Origin of the sequence: Nocardiopsis sp. NPDC007018, from assembly GCF_040635075.1 — a bacterium.
Classification (GTDB): domain Bacteria; phylum Actinomycetota; class Actinomycetes; order Streptosporangiales; family Streptosporangiaceae; genus Nocardiopsis.
Genome location: NZ_JBEYHA010000011.1, coordinates 1 through 18474, shown reverse-complemented (window position 1 = coordinate 18474; position 18474 = coordinate 1). Strand labels below are relative to the sequence as shown.

Sequence of the window (18474 nt, the reverse complement as noted above, 5' to 3'; positions counted from 1 at the left end):
CGGGACCGCCGGGGTCTACTCCTGTCGGCCCAGCAGACGGCGCCCGCCGTACTTCTTGTGGATGGCCTGCTTGGACACTCCGAGGACCTCGGCGATCCGCGCCCAGGTGGCCCCCTGGTTGCGGGCGCGGCGCACCAGGACGGCCTCGGACCGTTCCGCCTCCGCCCGGAGCCGCACCACGGCCTCCAGACCGGTGAGGGGGTCGTCGCCGTCCAGGGCACGGGCCAGCGCGGTCAGGTGTTCGGCGTCCATGGGTCAACAGTAGGTGACCGCACCCGGGATCGGGAGAGTTCACGACCAACCGGGGGGAACCGGTTCAAGCCTCCGGGGCCTTCGGAAACGGGTCGCTAGGTTGGGCCCATGCTCACCATCGAACGCGCGCTGAAGACCGACGTGGAGGCCATCGTCTCCCTGCTGGCGGACGACCCCCTGGGCGCCCGCCGGGAGACACCCGACGACCTGACCCGCTACGTCGAGGCCTTCGAGGTCATCGACGCCGATCCCCACCAGTACCTGGCGGTGGCCCGCCGCGCCGGACGGGTGGTCGGCACCCTCCAGCTCACCGTCGTCCCGGGCCTGTCACGACAGGGGGCCACCCGCGCCCAGATCGAGGCGGTGCGGGTGCACTCCGACGAACGCGGCGGCGGACTGGGGGCCACGCTCCTGGAATGGGCCGAACGCGAGGCCCGGGGCCGGGGATGCGTGATGCTGCAACTGACCTCGGACGTCAAACGACAGGACGCCCACCGCTTCTACCAGCGGCTGGGCTACGAACCCAGCCACATCGGCTTCAAGAAGAGACTGGTCTGAACCAAGGTGACGACGGGCGGCGGTGCACCACCCACCACTCCCTCCAGGAGGGACTGGCCCACCGCCGTCCCCGATCCCGGCCCCGAGCCGTCTCCCGGGGGCGGGTCAGCTCCTGCGCAGCAGCACCGCGAGGCCGAGGGCGAGGGCGAACAGCAGTCCCGCCCCGACCCTGCCGGTGGCCGCCATCCCGGACACGAACGCCTCACGTGCCGTCTCGGCGAGGTCCCGAGCGGCGTGGGGCAGCCTCTCGGCGACGGCCAGGGCCGCGCCCAGGCTGGAACCGATCACCTCCACCCCCTCGGCGGGAACGTCGTGCGGCAGGCCCGCCTCGACCCTGGAGCGGTACACCGCGGCACTGACGGTGCCCAGGACCGCGATCCCCAGCGCGGCCCCGAACTCGTTGGCGGTCTCCGACACCGCCGAGGCGGCCCCCGCCCGGTCCGGGCTGACCGCCGCGACCACCACGTCCACCGCGAGAGCGACCACCGGCCCCACGCCCATGCCGACCGTCGCGGACCCGACCAGGACCCACCAGGTGGGCGGGTCGGCGGGGGTGAGTCCGAGCGCGAGCATTCCCGAGGCCGAGAGCAGGGCCCCGGTCACGAACACCGCCCGGTGCCCGTACCTCCTCGCCGCACCGGCGGCGAGCGCGGAGGTCACCGCCACCGCGGCCAGGACGGGGAGCAGCAGGAGCGCGGCGCGCAGGGGTGAGAACTCCCGGACCAGCTGGAGGAACTGGGCGGTGTGCAGCATCATGCCCACCAGCGTGAACATCATGAGCGCACCGGCGAGCACGGCCCCGGTGAAGCGCCGCTCGGCGAACAGGGAGACGTCGACCAGCGGGACGGGCAGCCGTCGCTGGCGCCGCACGAACACCGCCCCGCAGCACAGCCCGACCAGCAGCGCCGCGGTGTTGGCCGGGGTCACCGCGAGCCCCTCAGCAGCGTCCTTGACCGCCCACACCACGGGCAGCACGAACGCGAAGGAGAGGACCACGCTCGGAGCGTCGAGCGGGGCGGGGTCCTCGGCCCGGTACTCGGGCAGGACGAGGGCCCCCACCACCACGAGGGCGATGACGACGGGAACGTTGACCAGGAACACCGAGCCCCAGTCGAAGAACTCCATCAGTCCGCCGCCGACCACGGGCCCGAGCGCCGCTCCCCCGGCGAAGGCCGCCGTCCAGAGCCCGATGGCGCGGGTGCGTTCGGCGGGGTCGGTGAAGACGTTGCGGATCAGCGCGAGCGTGGACGGCATGAGCGCGGCCCCGCCGACGCCCATGAGGGCGCGGGCGGTGATCAGCGCCTCGGGGGTGGTGGAGAGCGCGGCCGCGAGGGACGCGGCGCCGAAGAGCGCGGAGCCCGCCAGGAGCAGGCGCCGCCGCCCGATCCGGTCGCCGAGGCTGCCCGCGGTGATCAGCAGTCCGGCCAGGAGGAAGCCGTAGGCGTCGAGAATCCAGAGGGTCTGGCCGGTGGTGGGAGCCAGGTCCGCCGTGATGGAGGGGACGGCCATGTACAGGATGGAGATGTCCATCGAGGTGAGGAGCACGGGGACGACGAGGACGACGAGGGAGAGCCATCGCCGTGTGTGGTCGCGTCTGGTCTGCGCGGTCATGACGGTCTCGGTTCACTAGGGGGTGGGTACGCTGTACGCACCTGACGGGTACACCGTACGCAAGTGTTAGCGTGACCGCAACGGCCGAGCAGGGGTGAACGTGGCGGCACACACGCTGAGCAGGGAACGGATCGTCGAGGTCGCGATCGGCCTCGCCGACGCCGAGGGTCTGGACGCGGTCTCCATGCGCCGCGTCGCGAAGCACCTCGGCGCGGGGACCATGTCGCTCTACCGACACGTCTCCGACAAGGAGGAACTCCTCCGGGAGATGCTCGACTCCCTGCACTCCCGTCACGCCTACCCCGACCCGGGCGACCTGGACTGGCGCGCGCGCATGCGCCTGCTGGCCCGACACGACTGGGAGATGTACACGGCCCACCCCTGGATGCTCACCGCCGCCGCGACCCTCGCTCCGCCCGTGGGCCCGCACATGCTCGCGTCGATGGAGTGGGCGCTGACCGCCCTGGAGCCCCTCGGACTCAGCCCGGGGCAGGCGGGGCGCGCGATCATGGCGGTCACACACCACCTCCAGGGCAGTGCGCGGATGGCCCTGGCCCCCTCGGAGACCCATCCGCGGAACCCCGACGGCGGAAACGCGGCCACGGGCCCGGCCCCCGGGGACGCCTGGCGCGGCAGGCTCGGCGGCGACGACCTCTCCGCCTTCCCCCGAGTGGCCGCACTGGTCGGGTCCGCCCCGGAGGACGACGAGACCGGAGGCGAGGACTGGGTCATGACCGGCCTGGAGATGGTCCTGGACGGGATCGCCGCCCAGTCGGGCACGAACACGGCGGCTCCGGCCGGGACCACCCGGTCCGCCCCCGGCCCCGGTCCGACCGGGCGGGCCCGGGCGTGAGACGACCCGCCGGGCCGTGAACGCCCCGGCCCCGGGGGCCCGCCGTCAGGGCGTCACGATGTCGAACGAGGGGTCCGGCCGGTCCAGCACTCCGAGCAGCCGGTCCAGCAGCTCCGCGTCCCCGGCGAACGCCATACCCTCGGTCCCCTTGCCCGCGAGCAGACGCAACAGGCGGAACTTGTTGAGCGTGACCGTCAGCCCGGGCTCTCCCCGACGCGGCTTCTCCCTTGTGGTGAGCGCACCGTTGGAGAGCGTGGTCCGGTACGTGGTGTCCAGGTCGGTGAACACCCAGTCGACGGCGAACCGCTCGTCCCAGGCGCGCGGCCCGTTGACCCGGATCGCCAGCGACTCGAAGAGCTGGTCCACCGACAGCGCCGCGGCCATCCCGGTACCCAGGTTGGACGGCAGGTCCGGTCTGCCCTGCCGCAGCTCGGCCGCTCCCTGTAGGTAGAAATTGCGCCACGTGCCGTTCTCCGAGCCGAACCCCAACCGCTCGTACACCCCGGCCAGGGCCTCCCGCGCCCGCTCGTCGCCCGGCTCGGCGAACACCGCGTGGTTGAGCAGCGTCGCGGCGAACCTCAGGTCGCCCCGGTCACGGAACTCCGCCGCGCGCGACAGCACCTCGTCCACGCCGCCCATGCACTCCACGTACCGCAGCGCGGCCTCCTCGGGAGGGTGCTCCCACAGATGGGCCGGGTTGCCGTCGAACCAGCCCATGTAGCGCTGGTAGATCGCCTTCACGTTGTGGTTGACCGAACCGTAGTAGCCCCGGGTGTGCCACTCCCGCTCCAGTCCCGGGGGCATCCGCAACTGTTCGGCGATCTCCGCGCCCACCCACCCACGGTTCATCAGCCGCAGCGTCTGGTCGTGCAGGTAGGCGTACATGTCGCGCTGCTGGCACAGGAGTTCCACCAGCTTCTCCGTGCCCCAGGTGGGCCAGTGGTGGGACGCGAAGAGCACGTCCGACTCGTACCCGAACAGCTCCACCGACTCGTCCAGGTAGCGCGACCACACGCGGGCGTCGCGCACCTGGGCGCCGCGCAGGGTGAGGATGTTGTGCAGGTTGTGGGTGACGTTCTCCGCCATGCACAGGGCACGGTGGTCGGGGAAGTAGAAGTTCATCTCCGTGGGGGCCTCGGTCCCCGGGGTCATCTGGAACACGATCCGCACCCCGTCCACCACCTCCTCCTGCCCGGTGCGGGTGATCTCCCGGTTGGGCGCGATCAGGGTGACGGTGCCCATCGACCTGGTCTGGCCGAGCCCCACACCGATCTGCCCGCGCGGCCCGACCTCCAGGCGGGACCCCGTGTGGAAGAGGTTGCGGCGGGCCATGGCGGGACCCGCGTGCACGTTCTCCGCCACGGCGTTCTCCAGGAACCCGGCCGGGGCGAGGATCGGGACCGTGCCGTCGGTGACACCGCCGACCCCGCCGAAGTGGTCGACGTGCGAGTGCGAGTAGACGACCCCGCTGACGGCCCGGTTCCCCCGGTGCTCGCGGTACAGGTCGAGCCCGGCGCGCGCCGGCTCGGCGGAGATCAGGGGGTCGATGACCAGGACGCCCTGGTCGCCCTCCACGAGGGTCATGTTCGACAGGTCCAGGCCCCGGACCTGGTAGATCCCCTCGGTGACCTCGAACAGCCCCTGTTTGGCGCACAGCTGGGACTGGCGCCACAGGCTCGGGTTGGCGGTGTCGGGGCACTCCCCCTGGAGGAAGGCGTACGCGTCGGCGTCCCACACCACACGCCCGTCCGCGTCCCGGACCTGGCCGGGAGAGAGCCGCGCGACCAGGCCGCGCTCGGCGTTGGCGAAGTCGGTGTCGTCGGAGTGGTCGGGCCCGTGACCGGTCATCACTGCTCCTCGTCGTACGGACGCGGCTCGTCCGGCCGGGGGCGAACCGCGTGCCCGGCCCGGTGGAGACGCCGGTGCTCGGCGTCGGCGGCGTGGGAGCGGCCGGTTCCCCCAGGGGGTCGGCCTCGGCGGCGCCTACTCGGAGCGCAGGGCCTCGACGAGCTCCCGCTCGTTGTCCTTGGACAGGTTGGTCTGGATGACCGTGGGGTCGAGCGGACGGAACGCGTCGACGACCCGGTCGATGGTGGCGTCGGCCGCGAGCAGGAAGACGGCGGCCCGGTCCCGCTGGAGCTCGGAGCCGATCTCACGGATCATGTCGTCGTCGATACCCACGTCGCTGAGGCGTCCCGCGATGGCGCCCGCGCCCGCGCCGACGGCCAGACCGAGGAGCGGGTTCAGGAAGAGCAGGCCGATGAGCGTCCCCCACAGGGCGCCGCCCGCCGCCCCGTACCCGGTGAGGTTCACGGTCTGGTGGATGCGGGGACGGCCCTTGTCGTCCTTGTAGGCGTAGGCGGCGTCCTCCAGTTGGAGGAGCTCCTGCTTGTTGAGCTCCGAGGCGATGTCGAGCGCCTTCTCGGCGGTGTCGCGGTCGGCCACCCCGAGTACGATCAGCTGCGCCATGGGTGCTGGTTCCCCCCGTCGTCGTCCGGCCCGCCGTGAGCGGGCCCGATCTGCGGGAGCGTTCCCCGGGCCGTCTCAGGCCAAGGCCAGTGGGAGGGAGCGATCCCGCAAAGCCCCGAACGGGCCGACCGGGACCTGTGCCGGCGGCCCGGACGGGCGCCCGGACTCCGACCCGGCCCGCGCGGCCGTCAGGCGGTCACACGCGGCGGGCCACCACCAACTGGGTGGTGTAGGGCATCAGGACCCGGCCGTCGGGGAAGTGGCGGTCGGCGACGGCCCTGATCTCGGCGCGGGTGCGCTCCTCGCCGAGTTCGCGGACCACGGCCGCCGTCCGGCTGGAGGAGAGCGCCGCCCCCAGGTACTCGTCGGTGGTGAGCTCCCGGGTCCAGGGGTGGGTGTGCTCGACCACCCCGGTCAGGCCAGGGGTCCCCGCGAGTTCCCCGACCAGGTCGTACCGGCGGTGGTGGCGGTCGTAGCCGGGGCTGTACCGCTCCAGGAGCCCCTCGTGGTCGTCGACGAACGCGCTGCCCGAGAGGTCCCGGTTGTTGTTGAGCACGGCGAGGGTGCCGCCGGAGGCCAGCAGGCGGACGGACTCGGCGTAGAAGGCGGGGCGGTCGAACCAGTGCAGGGCCTGCGCGGTGAGGACGAGCACGGCGGAGCCGTCCGCGAAGGGGACCTCCTCCGCGCGGGCGGCGACGTAGTCGACCCCGCCGCCCTCCGCCTGGGCGGCGCGGAGCATGTCGTGACCGGGTTCGACGCCGACCACCCTGGGACCGGGACCGAAAAGCGCGCGCAGGGCCCGGGTGGAGATGCCCGTGCCCGAACCCGCGTCGAGCAGCAGCCAGGGGTCGGGCCAGGCGTCCGTGGCCCCGGCGCGTACGTGTTCGCGCAGGGTGTCGAGGACCCCTTCGGGGTAGCCGGGACGGAAGGCGCGGTAGTGGTCGGTGAGACCGGCGAAGGCCTGGGTGCGGTCTGCGGCGCGCCCGCACCCGGTGTGGTCGTCGCTCATCTGTGACCCTCTCGTCGGGGTGGGGGGACCCTCCGAACGTAGCCGAGGGTGCGCCGGAGGGCGGCCCCGTGACGGTGCGACAACCGGTGTGGACGGGATCGGAAGGGGCCGTGCGCGCCCTGGTCCCGAGCGACGGTGGGGGTGCTGTGGGGTCGGAGCCCACGCGGTGCCCGAACCGAGGCGGGAACGGCGGGTTGTCCACAGATGCACGGCCGGGGCTGGCGCGGGCTCCCCCGGCCTGGTGTCCTGGGAGGGTCCTCGCCGTTCCGCCGCGCGCAGGAGGCCTCCGATGCGCCACCGGCCACCGCCACCCGCCACCCGTCACGCCCAGGCGATCGACCTCCGCACACCCGCGCGGTCGCCGTGTCCGCACCAGCCCGGGACGGCCGGGCCTCCCCGGGATGTGGCCCTCGGCCCGGCCGCCGCCCGGTGCCCCAGCCGTGGCAGACGGCGCCCCTGGGCGAGGAGTGCCGGTCGGCCCGGCCGGTCAGGCTCGTCGGGCGGGCCGGGCGGAGCGGGCAAGGCCCGGCCGGTCGGGCTCGTGGGCTCGTCGGGCGGGTCAGGCTCGTGGGCGGGCCGAACTGATCGGGTTCGGGGAGTCACCGGTGTCGGTGTATCGACGAGCGGAGGACGTCATGTGTCTTGTGCCACAAATTAACCAAGTGGTAAATTCTCCGCGCCCCCCGTACGACGCGGCGCCGCGTACCGGGGCGACGGCGGCACCCGACCGTAGTCTCGGAGCGAACCAGGACTTCGCCGCCCCGGTGGAATCCGTGGCGCGACCGACCGCGAGGAGACCGACCAGTGGCGGACGCACACCGCACCCGGCCGAGCAAGGGTGAGCGCACCCGGCAGCGCATCATCGACTCCGCCACCGAACTGTTCTCGCGGTCCGGATACCGGGCGGTGTCCCTGCGCGACATCGCCGCCCACGCCGGGATCACCCACGCCGGGGCACTGCACCACTTCCCCAACAAGGAGGCCATGCTCCTGCACGTCCTGAGCAGGCGTGACGAGGCCGACGCGCCGCTGGTCCTCAGCCCCGACCTGAGCCACCGCGAACTCGTCGACAACATCGTGCGGATCGTGGAACGCAACACCGCGACCCCCGGGCTGGTCTCCCTCTACGTGAACCTGTCGGCCGAGGCCACCGACCCCGCCCACCCCGCCCACGCGTACTTCGTCCGCAGGTACCGCGTCCTGCGCGAGCACCTCACCACCGCGTTCGCCGGGCTTCTCGGCGCACGTGCGCACCCCGCTCCGGAGGTCGCGGCCCGGCAGTTCGTCGCCCTCCAGGACGGACTCCAGGTGCAGTGGCTCCTCGACCCCGACTCCGTGGACATGCGGACCGTGGTCACCTCCTTCCTCCGGGGCCTCGGAATCACCGTCCCGGCCCCCGACGACAGCAGCACCGACCCCTCGGAAGACAGGACCGTATGAGCACCGCACCACGACCCGACCTCGCCGCGAAGGCCTCGGCCACCTCCGGTTCCGACACCTGGCACAGCACCGGGGTGGAGGGCGTGCTGCGCCCCCTCCACCTGGCGGACGGCCCGCACGGGCTGCGGCACCAGCCCGAGGAGGGCGACCACCTGGGCATCGGCGGGAGCGTCCCGGCCACCTGCTTCCCGCCCGCGGTGGCCCTCGGCTCGACCTGGAACCCCGACCTCGTCCGCCGGGTCGGCGCGGCCCTGGGCGGCGAGGCCAGCGCCCAGGGCGTGGACGTGGTGCTGGGCCCGGGCATGAACATCAAGCGCTCACCGCTGTGCGGGCGCAACTTCGAGTACGTCTCCGAGGACCCGCACGTCACCGCGCGCATCGCCGCCGCCCTGGTGAGCGGCGTCCAGTCGCGGGGGGTGGGCGCCTGCGTGAAGCACTTCGCCGCCAACAACCAGGAGACCGACCGGCACCGGGTCAGCGCCGAGGTGGACGGGCGCGCCCTGCGCGAGATCTACCTGTCCGCCTTCGAGGAGGTCGTCCGTACGACGTCGCCCGCCATGGTGATGAGCTCCTACAACCGGCTCAACGGGGTGTACACGAGCCAGGACCCGTGGTTGCTGACCGAGCTCCTGCGCGACGAGTGGGGGTTCGAGGGCGTGGTGGTCTCCGACTGGGGCGCCGTGGTGGACCGGGTGGCCGCGGTACGCGCCGGACTCGACCTGGAGATGCCGCCGAGCGGTACCGACCGGCTCGTCGTGGAGGCGGTGGAGCGGGGCGACCTGGACGAGTCCGTACTGGACACCGTGGTGGACCGGCTGCGGCGCCTCCAGGAGCGGGTGTCCACCGACCCCACCCTCCCCCTGGAGCACGAGGCGCACGACGCGCTGGCCCGGGAGGCGGCCCGCGAGGCGCTGGTCCTGTTGAAGAACGAGGGGGGAGTCCTCCCGTTGGCCCCCACGCGTTCGGTCGCGGTGATCGGTGAGTTCGCCCGGAGCCCCCGTTACCAGGGCGGCGGCTCCTCCCGGGTGGTACCGACCCGGGTACACAGCGCGTGGGAGGCGTTCGAGAGCGCCCTGGCGGACGTGCGGTTCGCGCCCGGCTTCACCGTGGACGGGACGACCGACCCGTCCCTGGCCGAGGAGGCGGTGACGGCCGCCCGCGAGGCGGACACGGCGGTGCTGTTCCTGGGGCTTCCGGACGAGGCCGAGTCCGAGGGCTACGACCGGACCACCCTGGACCTGCCCCGGAACCAGCTGGAACTGCTGGCCCGGGTACGCGAGGTCAGCGAACGGGTGGTGGTCGTGCTCTCCAACGGCGGCGTGGTGTCCGTGGCGGGATGGCGGGGCCTGGCCGACGCCGTGGTGGAGGGCTGGCTCCTCGGCCAGGCGGGCGGGGCCGCCACGGTGGACGTCCTGACCGGGGCGGCCTCCCCCTCGGGCCGGCTCACCGAGACCGTCCCCCTCAGGTTGAGCGACCACGCCACCTACCTGAACTTCCCGGGTGAGAACGGCGTGGTCCGGCACGGGGAGGGGGTGTTCGTCGGCTACCGCCACTTCGACACCCTGGACGTGCCGGTCGCCTACCCCTTCGGGCACGGGCTGACCTACACGACCTTCGCGTACTCGGAACTGGAGGTCGCCCCGGCCGGGGACGGGGCGTGGACGGTGACGTTCACCGTGACCAACACCGGTGACCGATCCGGGCAGGAGGTGGCCCAGCTGTACACGGGGATCGAACAGGACTACCCGACCCGGCCCCGGCACGAACTGCGCGGGTTCGCGAAGGTGGACCTGGAACCGGGCGGCAGCACCCGGGTGGAACTGCCGCTGACCGGTCGCGACCTGTCGGTGTGGGACACCCGGGACCAGCGCTGGTCCCTGGCGGCGGGCACCTACACCGTCTCCGTCGGGGCCTCGTCCCGGGACCTGCGCCTGCGCGGGGAGATCACCACCGACGGAGACCGTTACGTGCGTCCGCTGACCAAGTACTGCACCGTGGGCGAATGGCGCTCGCACCCGATCGGCGGGCCGGTGATGGAGGAGGTCATCGCCGCGTTCCCGGGGATGGACGACCTCGCGCCCGAGATGCTGGAGATGGCGCGGTCGTTGCCGGTCGTCACGCTGCGCACCTTCGGGTTGGGCGTCACGGAGGAGATGGTGGACCTGTTGGTGGACGATGTGGAGACACGCAGAAGGGCGGCCGTGGCACGCGGCGAGTTCACCGGCTAGGCATCACGGGCGGTCCGGTTCCTGGCGCACCGGGTCCAGGGCCCCGGCCACCACCGGGGCGCGCCCCGGTGGTGGCCGGAGACGGGTGCGCGCGGGTGCGCCCGAGTGAAAACGGGTACGGGCAAGCGGGGCCCCGCGCCCCTCTCCCCTCCTACCTCCTCACCCCCCAGGAGCCCCCCGTGAAGCTCTACGCCGACACTCCCGTGCGCGCCGTACTCCAACTCGTTTCCGACCTATTCGCCCTGGTCTGGGTCTGCGCGTGGGTCTACGCGGCCCTGACCCTGCGCGAGGCCGTCCTGACCCTGAACCGCCCCGGCGAGCTGATGGCGAGCACCGGGGCGGGGTTCACGGAACACATGGGGACGGCCGCGGAGAACGTCCGCCAGGTGCCCTTCGCCGGTGACGCCCTGGCCACGCCCTTCGACAACCTCAGTGACACCGGTGCCACGATGAGCCAGGCGGGCGAGTCCTTCCAGGAGACCGTGGGTACGCTCGCCGTCACCCTGCCGCTGCTCGTGGTGGCGATCCCGCTGTACCTGGTCGCGGCGACCTGGCTGCCCATGCGGGTGCGGTGGATTCGCCGGGCCACCGGAACGCGCCGCCTGGACCGGCTGGCCCCGGACGCCCAGGCCCGGCTCCTCGCGCTGCGGGCGCTGTCCTCGGCCTCCACCAGCCGGTTGCTGGAGGTGCACGCCGACCCCGCCGGAGCCTGGCGCGCCAACGACCCCGCCACGGTGGCGGGCCTCGCCGACCTGGAACTACGTCGCCTGGGTCTGCGTCCCCGGCCCGCCCGCTCCGCCACCTAGACGCACGGCCGGTCGGACGGCTCAGTCGACTCGGACGAGCCCGCGCCTGAGGGCCGTGGTGATGGCGGCGGTCCTGTTGTCGACGCCGAGCTTGTCGAACACGTGCACCAGATGGGTCTTGACGGTCGCCTCGCTGATGAACAGCTCGCGTGAGATGGCCCTGTTGGACAGCCCCCGGGTGAGCAGGCCGAGGATCTCCAGCTCACGACCGCTCAACACGGGGCTCGGCGACCGGAGCCGGTCCATCAGCCGGTTGGCGACACCTGGGGCGAGCGCGGTCTGACCGCGTGCCGCCGCGTGCACGGCCTCGCACAGCTGGTCCGGGGGCGCGTCCTTGAGCATGTACCCGGTGGCGCCCGCCTCGACGGCGGCGAGGATGTCGCCGTCGGTGTCGTAGGTGGTGAGCACGAGGACGGGCGGCGGTGGGTCGAGCTCGGTGACGCGCCGGATGGCGGCCACGCCGTCCATCCCGTCCCCCAGTCTCAGATCCATGAGCACGACGTCCACCCCCGCCGTTCCCCCGCGCCGGGTGAGGGCTTCGAGGGCGGCGCGGCCGTCCTCGGCCTCGGCCACCACCTCCAGGTCGGCGCGTTCGGCGAACATGGCCTTGAGCCCGTGCCGGACCACCGGGTGGTCGTCCACCAGGAGGATGCGCAAGGGGCGCTCCCCCGGCACCGGTCCTCGGGTCAGACGTCCGTCGCGGTCACCCATCGTCCTGTCCTCCACCGTGTGCTCGGGGTCCGTCATCGGTGTCGCCGGGTCGGCGGTCGTCGGCGCCGTTCGCCCGTTGTTCCCGTGCCAGGGGGAGGCGCACGGCCACGGCGGTGCCCTGCCCGGGCGCGGACTCGACCTCCAGGTGGCCGCCGAGGTCGGTGACACGTTCGCGGAGGGCGACGAGCCCGTAGCCGGTGCCGTCGTCCCTCGGACCGGTCCTCCCCGGGACGAACCCCCGCCCGTCGTCGTACACGTCCAGGGTGACCTCCCCCTCCAGGTAGCCGAGGGTGACGACGGCTCTGTCGGCCCGGGCGTGCGCGCCGACGTTGGCCAGACTGGACTGGGCCGCGCGCAGGAGCGCCACCTCGTAGCCGGACGGGAGTTCCGTGGGGGCTCCGTCCGTGCGGAACCGGCAGTCGATCCCCTCCGTGCGGCCCACCCGTTCGCAGAGCCTCCCCAACGCCTCCGGCAGGTTGGCGCCGGTCAGTGAGGGCGGTGCGAGGTCGCGAACGAACCGGCGGGCCTCGGCGAGGTTGGCGGACGCGCTCTCCCGGGCTTCCGCCACCCGGGTGGCGGCCAGCTCAGGGTCCCCGGGCAGCGCGTTCTCCGCCGAGCGCAACAGCAGGATGACACTGGACAGACCCTGGGCGAGCGTGTCGTGGATCTCCCGGGACAGTCGCTCCCGCTCGTCGAGGACCCCGGTGCGGCGCTGGGAGGCGGCGAGCTCCCCTCGTGTGCGGGTCAGGGTGTCGATGAGCGCGCGGTGCCGCTCGCCCTCCCGTCGCAGGGCCGAGTAACCGACGGCGATCGCCACCGCGAAGACCGCCCCCAGGACGGGGCCGAGCACCATCCCGGCGGTCAGGTGCGCGGTGTGCAGCGCCTGGCCGAGGACCACGGCGGCGGTGATGACGACGACCGCCAGGACCGAGTGGAGCCCGCGCAGCAGGTGCAGGTGCAGGAAGTACAGGGGGAACGCGAGCCACACGAAGTCGGGCCCGGCCCAGGCGAGGGCTCCCCAGAGGCAGGTGACCGCCGCCAGCCACACGAGGGAGCGGGTCCGGTGGAGGTCGTGCCGGGCGGCCAGCGCCCCGGCGCAGTAGACGGCGCCGAGCAGCACGGCGCCGCAGAGAACCGTCCAGTACGCGCCGTGGGCTTGGCCGGTGTGGGTGAGCGCGTACCGGGCGGCGCCCACGGCGAGCAGGAACAGGAAGCAGGCGTGCAGGAGCAGGCGCAGCGTCCAGAGCACCCCGGTCACTCCGGGCGGTTCGTGTCCGCGCACCTCTGCGTTCCGCATCAGTGCAGCGTACGCGGCTGTCGGGGCCGACGGTATCCATCGTTCGACGGATGTCGGGGTCCGCCCTCCGTGCTCCGAACGGGCTCCGTTCACCCGATGTGCGCGGCGGCGCGGGGGCGCGAGTGTGGAGGCACACCACATCCGAGTCACCAGAGAGAGGGGGCCGCCGTGTTCGTCGCGCTTCGGGACATCCGATTCGCCCGGGGGCGGTTCGTGCTGATGGGCGCCGTCGTCGCCCTGATCACGCTGTTGATCGTCCTGTTGTCGGGGCTGACCGCCGGGTTGGCCGACCAGTCCACGTCGGCGGTCGCGCGTCTGCCCGCGGACCGCGTGGCCTTCGGGACCACCGGTGACGGCGTACCGGAGGAGTCCTTCGGAGACAGCGCCGTCACCCGCGACCAGGTGGACGCCTGGTCCCGCGCCGAGGGGGTCGAGTGGTCCGAGCCCCTGGGGGTCACGCAGACCCGGGCCGAGCTGGGCGGCGGTGACGGCGCGGCGGTCGCGCTGTTCGGCGCGGTCCCGGGCGGCGCATTGGCCCCCGACGGTCTGGAACCCGGCCCAGGGCTGGTCATGAGCCAGGACGTCGCCGGGGAGTTCGGGGTGGGCGTGGGGGACGAGGTGTCCGTCTCCGGTACCGGGTTGACGGTGACCGCCGTCGCGTCCACCGGCCACCACAGCCACCTGCCCGTGGTGTGGACCGACCTCGACGTCTGGGAGGGGATCGACCCCCGGGCGCGGCACGCGGAGGGGGACGACGCCCCGGTCGCCACGGTGGTGGCGGCCCGGGGTGTGGACACGACCGCCGCCGTGCGGGCGGACGAGGAGGCCGCAACGGTGTCCACGACCCTGTCCGGCAGCCTTCGGGCGATCGGTTCCTTCTCCTCCGAGAACGGTTCCCTGGTCACCATGCAGGCGTTCCTGTACGTGATCTCCGCGCTGGTGGTCGGCGCGTTCCTCACGGTGTGGACCGTCCAACGCGGCGGTGACATCGCGATCCTGAAGGCGTTGGGTGGCTCCACCCGCTACCTGCTCAGGGACGCCCTCGCCCAGGCCCTCGTCGTGCTGCTCGCGGGGTCCGCCGTGGGCGGGGCGCTGGGGGTGGGTCTGGGCGCGCTGGCCGGCGCGGTGCTGCCGTTCTCGCTGACCGCCGCGACCACGCTCGGACCGGTGGCCGCCATGGTCGTGCTGGGAATGCTCGGCGCGGTCCTGGCCGTCCGCCGGATCACCTCCGTCGACCCTCTGACCGCCCTGGGAGGCGTGCGATGAGCCTGGAACTGCACGACGTGACGTTGACCCACCCCGACGGCGACGGGGTGGTGACCGCCCTGGACCGTGTGTCGGTCGAGGTGGCCGCCGGAACGATGACGGCGGTCGTGGGCCCCTCCGGTTCGGGCAAGTCGAGCCTGTTGGCCGTGGCCGCCACACTGGTGGGTCCGGACTCGGGCCTGGTGACGGTGGGCGGGGTCCGTACACGGGGCCTGTCCCCGGGTGACCTGAGCCGGTTGAGGCTGGAGCGGGTCGGGATCGTCTTCCAGCAACCCAACCTGCTCGGTTCCCTCACCGCGGTGGAGCAGCTGATGGTGGCCGGGCACATGCGTTCGCGGCCGCCGCGCGAGACACGCGGGCCCTCGATGGAGACCCTGGCCGCGGTGGGACTCACCGGCAAGGAGCACCGGCGTCCGCACCAGTTGTCGGGGGGCGAGCGCCAGCGCGTGAACATCGCCCGGGCCCTGGTGGGGCGACCGAGCGTCCTGTTGGTGGACGAGCCCACCGCGGCGCTCGACCACGAGCGCGGCGGCCGCGTCATGGATCTGTTGGCGGAGGCGACCGGAACCTTCGACGTGGCGACCCTGCTGGTCACGCACGACACCGAGTACCTGGGCACGGCCGACCGGGTGCTGGAGATGCGCGACGGACGTCTGGGCCCCTTCGCGGTCGGCCCGGGGGCGGGCTGATCCGGGTCAGGGCACCTGGTAGACGGTGTCGCGGACGTCGGTGACGGCCATGTGGCCGGGGGCGTGGCCGATCGCGAACTCCGGCGCGGACGCCGCCACCGCCGCCTGCGGGGTGACGCCGCAGGCCCAGAACACCGGTACCTCGCCGTCCCGCACCTCCACGGGGTCACCGTAGTCGGGCCGGTCCAGACGGGTGATCCCCAGGGCCGAGGGGTCTCCCACGTGGACGGGCGCCCCGTGCACGGCCGGGTAGCGGGAGGTGATCCGGACGGCGTCCGCGACCTGCCCAGCCGGGATCGGGCGCATGGACACCACGAGCGGCCCCGAGAGGCGTCCCGCCGGCCGGCACTCCCGGTTGGTGCGGTACATCGCGACGTTGCCGCCGGTCTCGATGTGGCGGACCGGCACCCCGGCCTCCAGCAGCGGGGTCTCGAAGGTGAAGCTGCATCCGATGAGGAAGGACACCAGGTCGTCGCGCCACAGGTCGGTGACGTCGGTGCGCTCCTCGGTGAACGCGCCGTCGCGGTACACGCGGTAGGCGGGCAGATCGGTGCGCAGGTCCCCGTCGAAGATCGACGCGGACACCTCGCCCGGCTCGGTGACGTCCAGGACCGGGCACGCCTTGGGGTTGCGCTGGGCGAACAGCAGGAAGTCGAACGCGAGGTCGCGCGGGAGCGAGATCAGGTTGGCCTGGGCGTACCCGGAGCTGTAGCCCGAGGTGGGCACGCGCAGCCCCGCGCGGAACAGGGCGCGTGCCCGGGCCGGCGGGAGGTCGGCGGGGGAGGCCTGCTCGGGGCGGGCCTGGTCGGTGTCGTCGGTCATCGGTTCGTTGCCTCTCTCTTCTCCGTATGGTCACTCTCGGGCGCGCGACCTCACGGGACGAATCGGACGCGGGTGCCGGGGCGTGCCTGGGCCGCTCGGGGCAGGTCGGTCGAGCGCACCACCGCGATGACGGGGTACCCGCCGGTGACGGGGTGGTCGGCGAGGAACAGAACGGGTTCGCCGCCGGGCGGTACCTGGAGTGATCCGGGGACCATGCCCTCGCTGGGGAGTTCGCCCTCGCGGGAGCGCTCCAGCACCGGCCCGGAGAGCCGGGCGCCGACCCGGTCGCTGCGGGAGGTCACCTCGTACTCCCCGGAGAACAGGGTCGTGAGGGCGTGTTCGGTGAACCAGTCGTCGCGCGGGCCGAGCACGACCCGCAGGTCGACCGTGTCACCGCCGACCGCCGCCACGGGGGCGTGGTCCACACAGGGCAGGGCCGTCGGTGCGGGTCCGACGGGCAGCAGGTCCCCGACGGCGGGGACGTCGGGCCCCAGGCCGGCGAGCACGTCGGTGCTGCGGGAGCCCAGGACCGGCGGCACCGCCACTCCCCCGCGCACGGCCAGGTAGGAACGCAGGCCCCGGGCGGGGACGCCGAGGGAGAGCTCGGCGCCGTCCGGCAGGTGGAGGACCTCGTTGAAGGCGGCACCGCGCCCGTTGACCCGGACCGGCGCCTCGGCCCCGGTCAGCGTCACCGTGACCGCCCCGCGCGCGCGGACCCGCAGTCCGCCGAGGGTGACCTCCAGCGCGGCGGCGCCCCCGGGGTTGGCGAGCAGCCGGTTGCCGAGGGCGTAGGAGTCGGCGTCGGCGGCGCCGGAGCGGCCCACGCCGAGGGAGGCGTGCCCGAAGCGCCCGGTGTCCTGGACGGTGGTCATCGGTCCGGTGGCCAGGACCTCCAGGGCTGCGGCGGAGCCGCCGGTCACCGCGCTCACGCGACCTCCTCGAAGCGCACGCGGACACCGGGGCGCAGGAGGCCCGGGGGGTCGCGGTCCAGGTCCCAGACCGCGGCGTCGGTGCGGCCGAGCAGCTGCCAGCCGCCGGGGGAGCTGCGCGGGTACACGCCGGTGAACTCCCCGGCCAACGCCACCGATCCCTTGGGGACGCGGGTGCGGGCCTCCCCCCTGCGGGGCACGTTCAGGCGCGGGTCGTCGCCGACCATGTAGCCGAAACCGGGGGCGAACCCGCAGAACGCGACCGTCCAGGTGGCGGCGGTGTGGGCCCGCACCACCTCGAGCGGGCTGAGGCCGGTGAGGGCGGCGATGTCGTCGAGGTCCTCCCCGTCGTAGTGCACGGGGACCGTGACGGTCTCCCCCGTGCCCAGGTCGGCGGCGGCGCCGAGCCGCAGGCCGGTGACGGCCTCGGCCACCCGGGCCGGGTCGGCCCCGGGCTCCAGCCGCAGCAGGACGGTGCGGGCGGCGGGGACGACGTCGGCGACGCCGGGTAGCGGCTCCGCCTCCAGGGCGGCACCCAGGGCGATCACCTGGGAGAGGTCGGCGACCTCCACCAGCACCCCGGTGTCGGCGCAGTTCAGGACGCGCACGGACGGCTCCAAGTCGGGACGGGCTCGGTCAGGCGGACGGGGCGGTGAAGGGGGTGATGGTCACGCCCTCGGCGCGCAGCAGTTCGGCGACCGCGCGGGCGATGTCCACCGCGCCGGGGCTGTCGCCGTGCACGCACAGGGAGTCGGCCCGCACCAGGATCTCGGTGCCGTCCACGGCCTCGATGGGCTCGCCTCGGGCGATGCGCAGACAGCGGGCGGCGATGGCCTCGGGGTCGTGCAGGACGGCTCCGGGTTCGCGGCGCGAGACGAGCGTGCCGCGCGGTGTGTAGGCGCGGTCGGCGAAGGCCTCGCGGTAGGTGCGCAGGCCCGCGCGTTCGGCCTGTTCGAGGAAGCTCGACCCGGGCAGGCCGAGGACGGGCAGGTCGGGGTCGAAGGCGCGGACGGCCTCGACGACCGCCGCCGCCTGCTCCTCGTGGTGGACGATCGCGTTGTACAGGGCGCCGTGCGGCTTGACGTAGCGGACGCGGTCGCCGGTCAGCGCGGTGAAGGCGGACAGCGCGCCGAGCTGGTAGAGCACCTCGTCGGTGAGTTCTGAGGGCGGGACGTCCACGAAGCGGCGGCCGAACCCGGCCAGGTCGCGGTAGGCCACGTGTCCGCCGACGGCGACGCCGCGCGCGGCGGCCTCGGCGGTGGTGCGCCGCAGGACCGAGGGGTCACCGGCGTGGAATCCGCAGGCGACGTTGGCGCTGGTGACGATGGACAGCAGTGCCCGGTCGTCGCCGAGCTCCCAGCGGCCGAAGCTCTCGCCGAGGTCGGAGTTGAGGTCGATGCGCACGTGTTTCCTCCAGTTTCTCGTACCCGCGAGTGGTGGGGGGGGCGGCGGGGGGCGCGGCGGCCCCCCGGCGGGGGGGCGGGGCAGGCGCGGGGGAGGCGCCGGGGGGGGGCGCCGCCCCGCCAGCTGGGGT

The 18474-nt window shown here is 73.5% G+C and carries 18 protein-coding genes; 7 read left to right on the top strand and 11 right to left on the bottom strand.

Annotation, left to right across the window (positions count from 1 at the left end):
• Nucleotides 1-15: 15 nt before the first annotated feature.
• Nucleotides 16-252, bottom strand: coding sequence for a hypothetical protein (locus ABZ635_RS08355; RefSeq protein ID WP_357760873.1), 237 nt, complete (start codon nt 250-252; stop codon nt 16-18).
• 108 nt (nt 253-360) lie between these two features.
• Here ABZ635_RS08355 and ABZ635_RS08350 point away from each other — a divergent pair, with 108 nt between their 5' ends.
• The gene (locus ABZ635_RS08350) at nt 361-810 is read left to right on the top strand and encodes a GNAT family N-acetyltransferase (protein WP_357760870.1); all 450 of its coding nucleotides are present in this window, start codon (nt 361-363) and stop codon (nt 808-810) included.
• Nucleotides 811-915: 105 nt separating this feature from the next.
• Here ABZ635_RS08350 and ABZ635_RS08345 read toward each other — a convergent pair whose 3' ends face one another.
• Nucleotides 916-2421: an MFS transporter gene (locus ABZ635_RS08345; RefSeq protein WP_357760868.1), complete on the bottom strand. Its 1506-nt coding sequence runs from the start codon at nt 2419-2421 to the stop codon at nt 916-918.
• Nucleotides 2422-2521: 100 nt separating this feature from the next.
• Between ABZ635_RS08345 and ABZ635_RS08340 the strand changes: the two genes are divergently transcribed.
• The gene (locus tag ABZ635_RS08340) at nt 2522-3274 is read left to right on the top strand and encodes a TetR/AcrR family transcriptional regulator (RefSeq protein ID WP_357760865.1); all 753 of its coding nucleotides are present in this window, start codon (nt 2522-2524) and stop codon (nt 3272-3274) included.
• 45 nt (nt 3275-3319) lie between these two features.
• Here ABZ635_RS08340 and ABZ635_RS08335 read toward each other — a convergent pair whose 3' ends face one another.
• From ABZ635_RS08335 to ABZ635_RS08325, 3 genes are all read right to left on the bottom strand, one after another.
• The gene (locus ABZ635_RS08335; protein ID WP_357760862.1) at nt 3320-5122 is read right to left on the bottom strand and encodes an alkyl sulfatase dimerization domain-containing protein; all 1803 of its coding nucleotides are present in this window, start codon (nt 5120-5122) and stop codon (nt 3320-3322) included.
• Nucleotides 5123-5257: 135 nt separating this feature from the next.
• The gene (locus ABZ635_RS08330) at nt 5258-5743 is read right to left on the bottom strand and encodes a DUF1269 domain-containing protein (RefSeq protein WP_357760859.1); all 486 of its coding nucleotides are present in this window, start codon (nt 5741-5743) and stop codon (nt 5258-5260) included.
• A 196-nt stretch (nt 5744-5939) separates the two neighbouring features.
• Nucleotides 5940-6752: a class I SAM-dependent methyltransferase gene (locus tag ABZ635_RS08325; protein ID WP_357760856.1), complete on the bottom strand. Its 813-nt coding sequence runs from the start codon at nt 6750-6752 to the stop codon at nt 5940-5942.
• A gap of 804 nt (nt 6753-7556) precedes the next feature.
• Here ABZ635_RS08325 and ABZ635_RS08320 point away from each other — a divergent pair.
• The 3 genes from ABZ635_RS08320 (at nt 7557) to ABZ635_RS08310 (ending at nt 11226) form a co-directional block, all read left to right on the top strand.
• A complete protein-coding gene (locus ABZ635_RS08320) occupies nt 7557-8192 on the top strand; it encodes a TetR/AcrR family transcriptional regulator (protein ID WP_357760854.1) in 636 nt (211 codons plus the stop codon).
• On the top strand, nt 8189-10420 hold the full coding sequence (locus ABZ635_RS08315) for a glycoside hydrolase family 3 C-terminal domain-containing protein (RefSeq protein WP_357760851.1): 2232 nt from the start codon (nt 8189-8191) through the stop codon (nt 10418-10420). The genes ABZ635_RS08320 and ABZ635_RS08315 overlap by 4 nt, the downstream gene beginning before the upstream one ends.
• A 179-nt stretch (nt 10421-10599) precedes the next feature.
• Entirely contained in the window at nt 10600-11226 is a 627-nt protein-coding gene (locus tag ABZ635_RS08310) for a hypothetical protein (RefSeq protein WP_357760849.1), read from the top strand.
• A gap of 21 nt (nt 11227-11247) precedes the next feature.
• On the opposite strand, the gene ABZ635_RS08305 is transcribed toward ABZ635_RS08310, so the two are convergent.
• Both ABZ635_RS08305 and ABZ635_RS08300 read right to left on the bottom strand, forming a co-directional pair.
• Entirely contained in the window at nt 11248-11937 is a 690-nt protein-coding gene (locus ABZ635_RS08305; RefSeq protein WP_357760846.1) for a response regulator transcription factor, read from the bottom strand.
• The gene (locus tag ABZ635_RS08300) at nt 11930-13234 is read right to left on the bottom strand and encodes a sensor histidine kinase (RefSeq protein WP_357760843.1); all 1305 of its coding nucleotides are present in this window, start codon (nt 13232-13234) and stop codon (nt 11930-11932) included. Before ABZ635_RS08300 ends, ABZ635_RS08305 begins: the two co-directional genes overlap by 8 nt.
• A 168-nt stretch (nt 13235-13402) precedes the next feature.
• Between ABZ635_RS08300 and ABZ635_RS08295 the strand changes: the two genes are divergently transcribed.
• Both ABZ635_RS08295 and ABZ635_RS08290 read left to right on the top strand, forming a co-directional pair.
• Nucleotides 13403-14500, top strand: coding sequence for an ABC transporter permease (locus tag ABZ635_RS08295; protein ID WP_357760840.1), 1098 nt, complete (start codon nt 13403-13405; stop codon nt 14498-14500).
• Nucleotides 14497-15189, top strand: coding sequence for an ABC transporter ATP-binding protein (locus ABZ635_RS08290; protein ID WP_357760836.1), 693 nt, complete (start codon nt 14497-14499; stop codon nt 15187-15189). The genes ABZ635_RS08295 and ABZ635_RS08290 overlap by 4 nt, the downstream gene beginning before the upstream one ends.
• 6 nt (nt 15190-15195) lie before the next feature.
• Here the strand turns inward: ABZ635_RS08290 and ABZ635_RS08285 are convergent, their stop codons facing one another.
• The 4 genes from ABZ635_RS08285 to ABZ635_RS08270 are packed head-to-tail and all read right to left on the bottom strand — an operon-like array spanning nt 15196 to nt 18344.
• Complete coding sequence (locus ABZ635_RS08285; RefSeq protein WP_357760834.1) at nt 15196-16011, bottom strand: putative hydro-lyase; 816 nt, start codon at nt 16009-16011, stop codon at nt 15196-15198.
• Nucleotides 16012-16061: 50 nt separating this feature from the next.
• Entirely contained in the window at nt 16062-16940 is an 879-nt protein-coding gene (locus tag ABZ635_RS08280; protein WP_357760831.1) for a biotin-dependent carboxyltransferase family protein, read from the bottom strand.
• The gene (locus ABZ635_RS08275) at nt 16937-17548 is read right to left on the bottom strand and encodes an allophanate hydrolase subunit 1 (RefSeq protein ID WP_357760828.1); all 612 of its coding nucleotides are present in this window, start codon (nt 17546-17548) and stop codon (nt 16937-16939) included. Before ABZ635_RS08275 ends, ABZ635_RS08280 begins: the two co-directional genes overlap by 4 nt.
• 28 nt (nt 17549-17576) lie before the next feature.
• Nucleotides 17577-18344: a 5-oxoprolinase subunit PxpA gene (locus tag ABZ635_RS08270; protein WP_357760825.1), complete on the bottom strand. Its 768-nt coding sequence runs from the start codon at nt 18342-18344 to the stop codon at nt 17577-17579.
• Between the last annotated feature and the right edge of the window lie 130 nt (nt 18345-18474).

Coding starts and splice junctions, on each gene's coding strand:
- ABZ635_RS08325 (WP_357760856.1), bottom strand. CDS start 6,752: ATGAGCGACGACCACACCGGGTGCGGGCGCGCCGCAGACCGCACCCAG.
- ABZ635_RS08290 (WP_357760836.1), top strand. CDS start 14,497: ATGAGCCTGGAACTGCACGACGTGACGTTGACCCACCCCGACGGCGAC.
- ABZ635_RS08300 (WP_357760843.1), bottom strand. CDS start 13,234: ATGCGGAACGCAGAGGTGCGCGGACACGAACCGCCCGGAGTGACCGGG.
- ABZ635_RS08335 (WP_357760862.1), bottom strand. CDS start 5,122: ATGACCGGTCACGGGCCCGACCACTCCGACGACACCGACTTCGCCAAC.
- ABZ635_RS08355 (WP_357760873.1), bottom strand. CDS start 252: ATGGACGCCGAACACCTGACCGCGCTGGCCCGTGCCCTGGACGGCGAC.
- ABZ635_RS08315 (WP_357760851.1), top strand. CDS start 8,189: ATGAGCACCGCACCACGACCCGACCTCGCCGCGAAGGCCTCGGCCACC.
- ABZ635_RS08350 (WP_357760870.1), top strand. CDS start 361: ATGCTCACCATCGAACGCGCGCTGAAGACCGACGTGGAGGCCATCGTC.
- ABZ635_RS08285 (WP_357760834.1), bottom strand. CDS start 16,011: ATGACCGACGACACCGACCAGGCCCGCCCCGAGCAGGCCTCCCCCGCC.
- ABZ635_RS08330 (WP_357760859.1), bottom strand. CDS start 5,743: ATGGCGCAGCTGATCGTACTCGGGGTGGCCGACCGCGACACCGCCGAG.
- ABZ635_RS08345 (WP_357760868.1), bottom strand. CDS start 2,421: ATGACCGCGCAGACCAGACGCGACCACACACGGCGATGGCTCTCCCTC.
- ABZ635_RS08305 (WP_357760846.1), bottom strand. CDS start 11,937: ATGGGTGACCGCGACGGACGTCTGACCCGAGGACCGGTGCCGGGGGAG.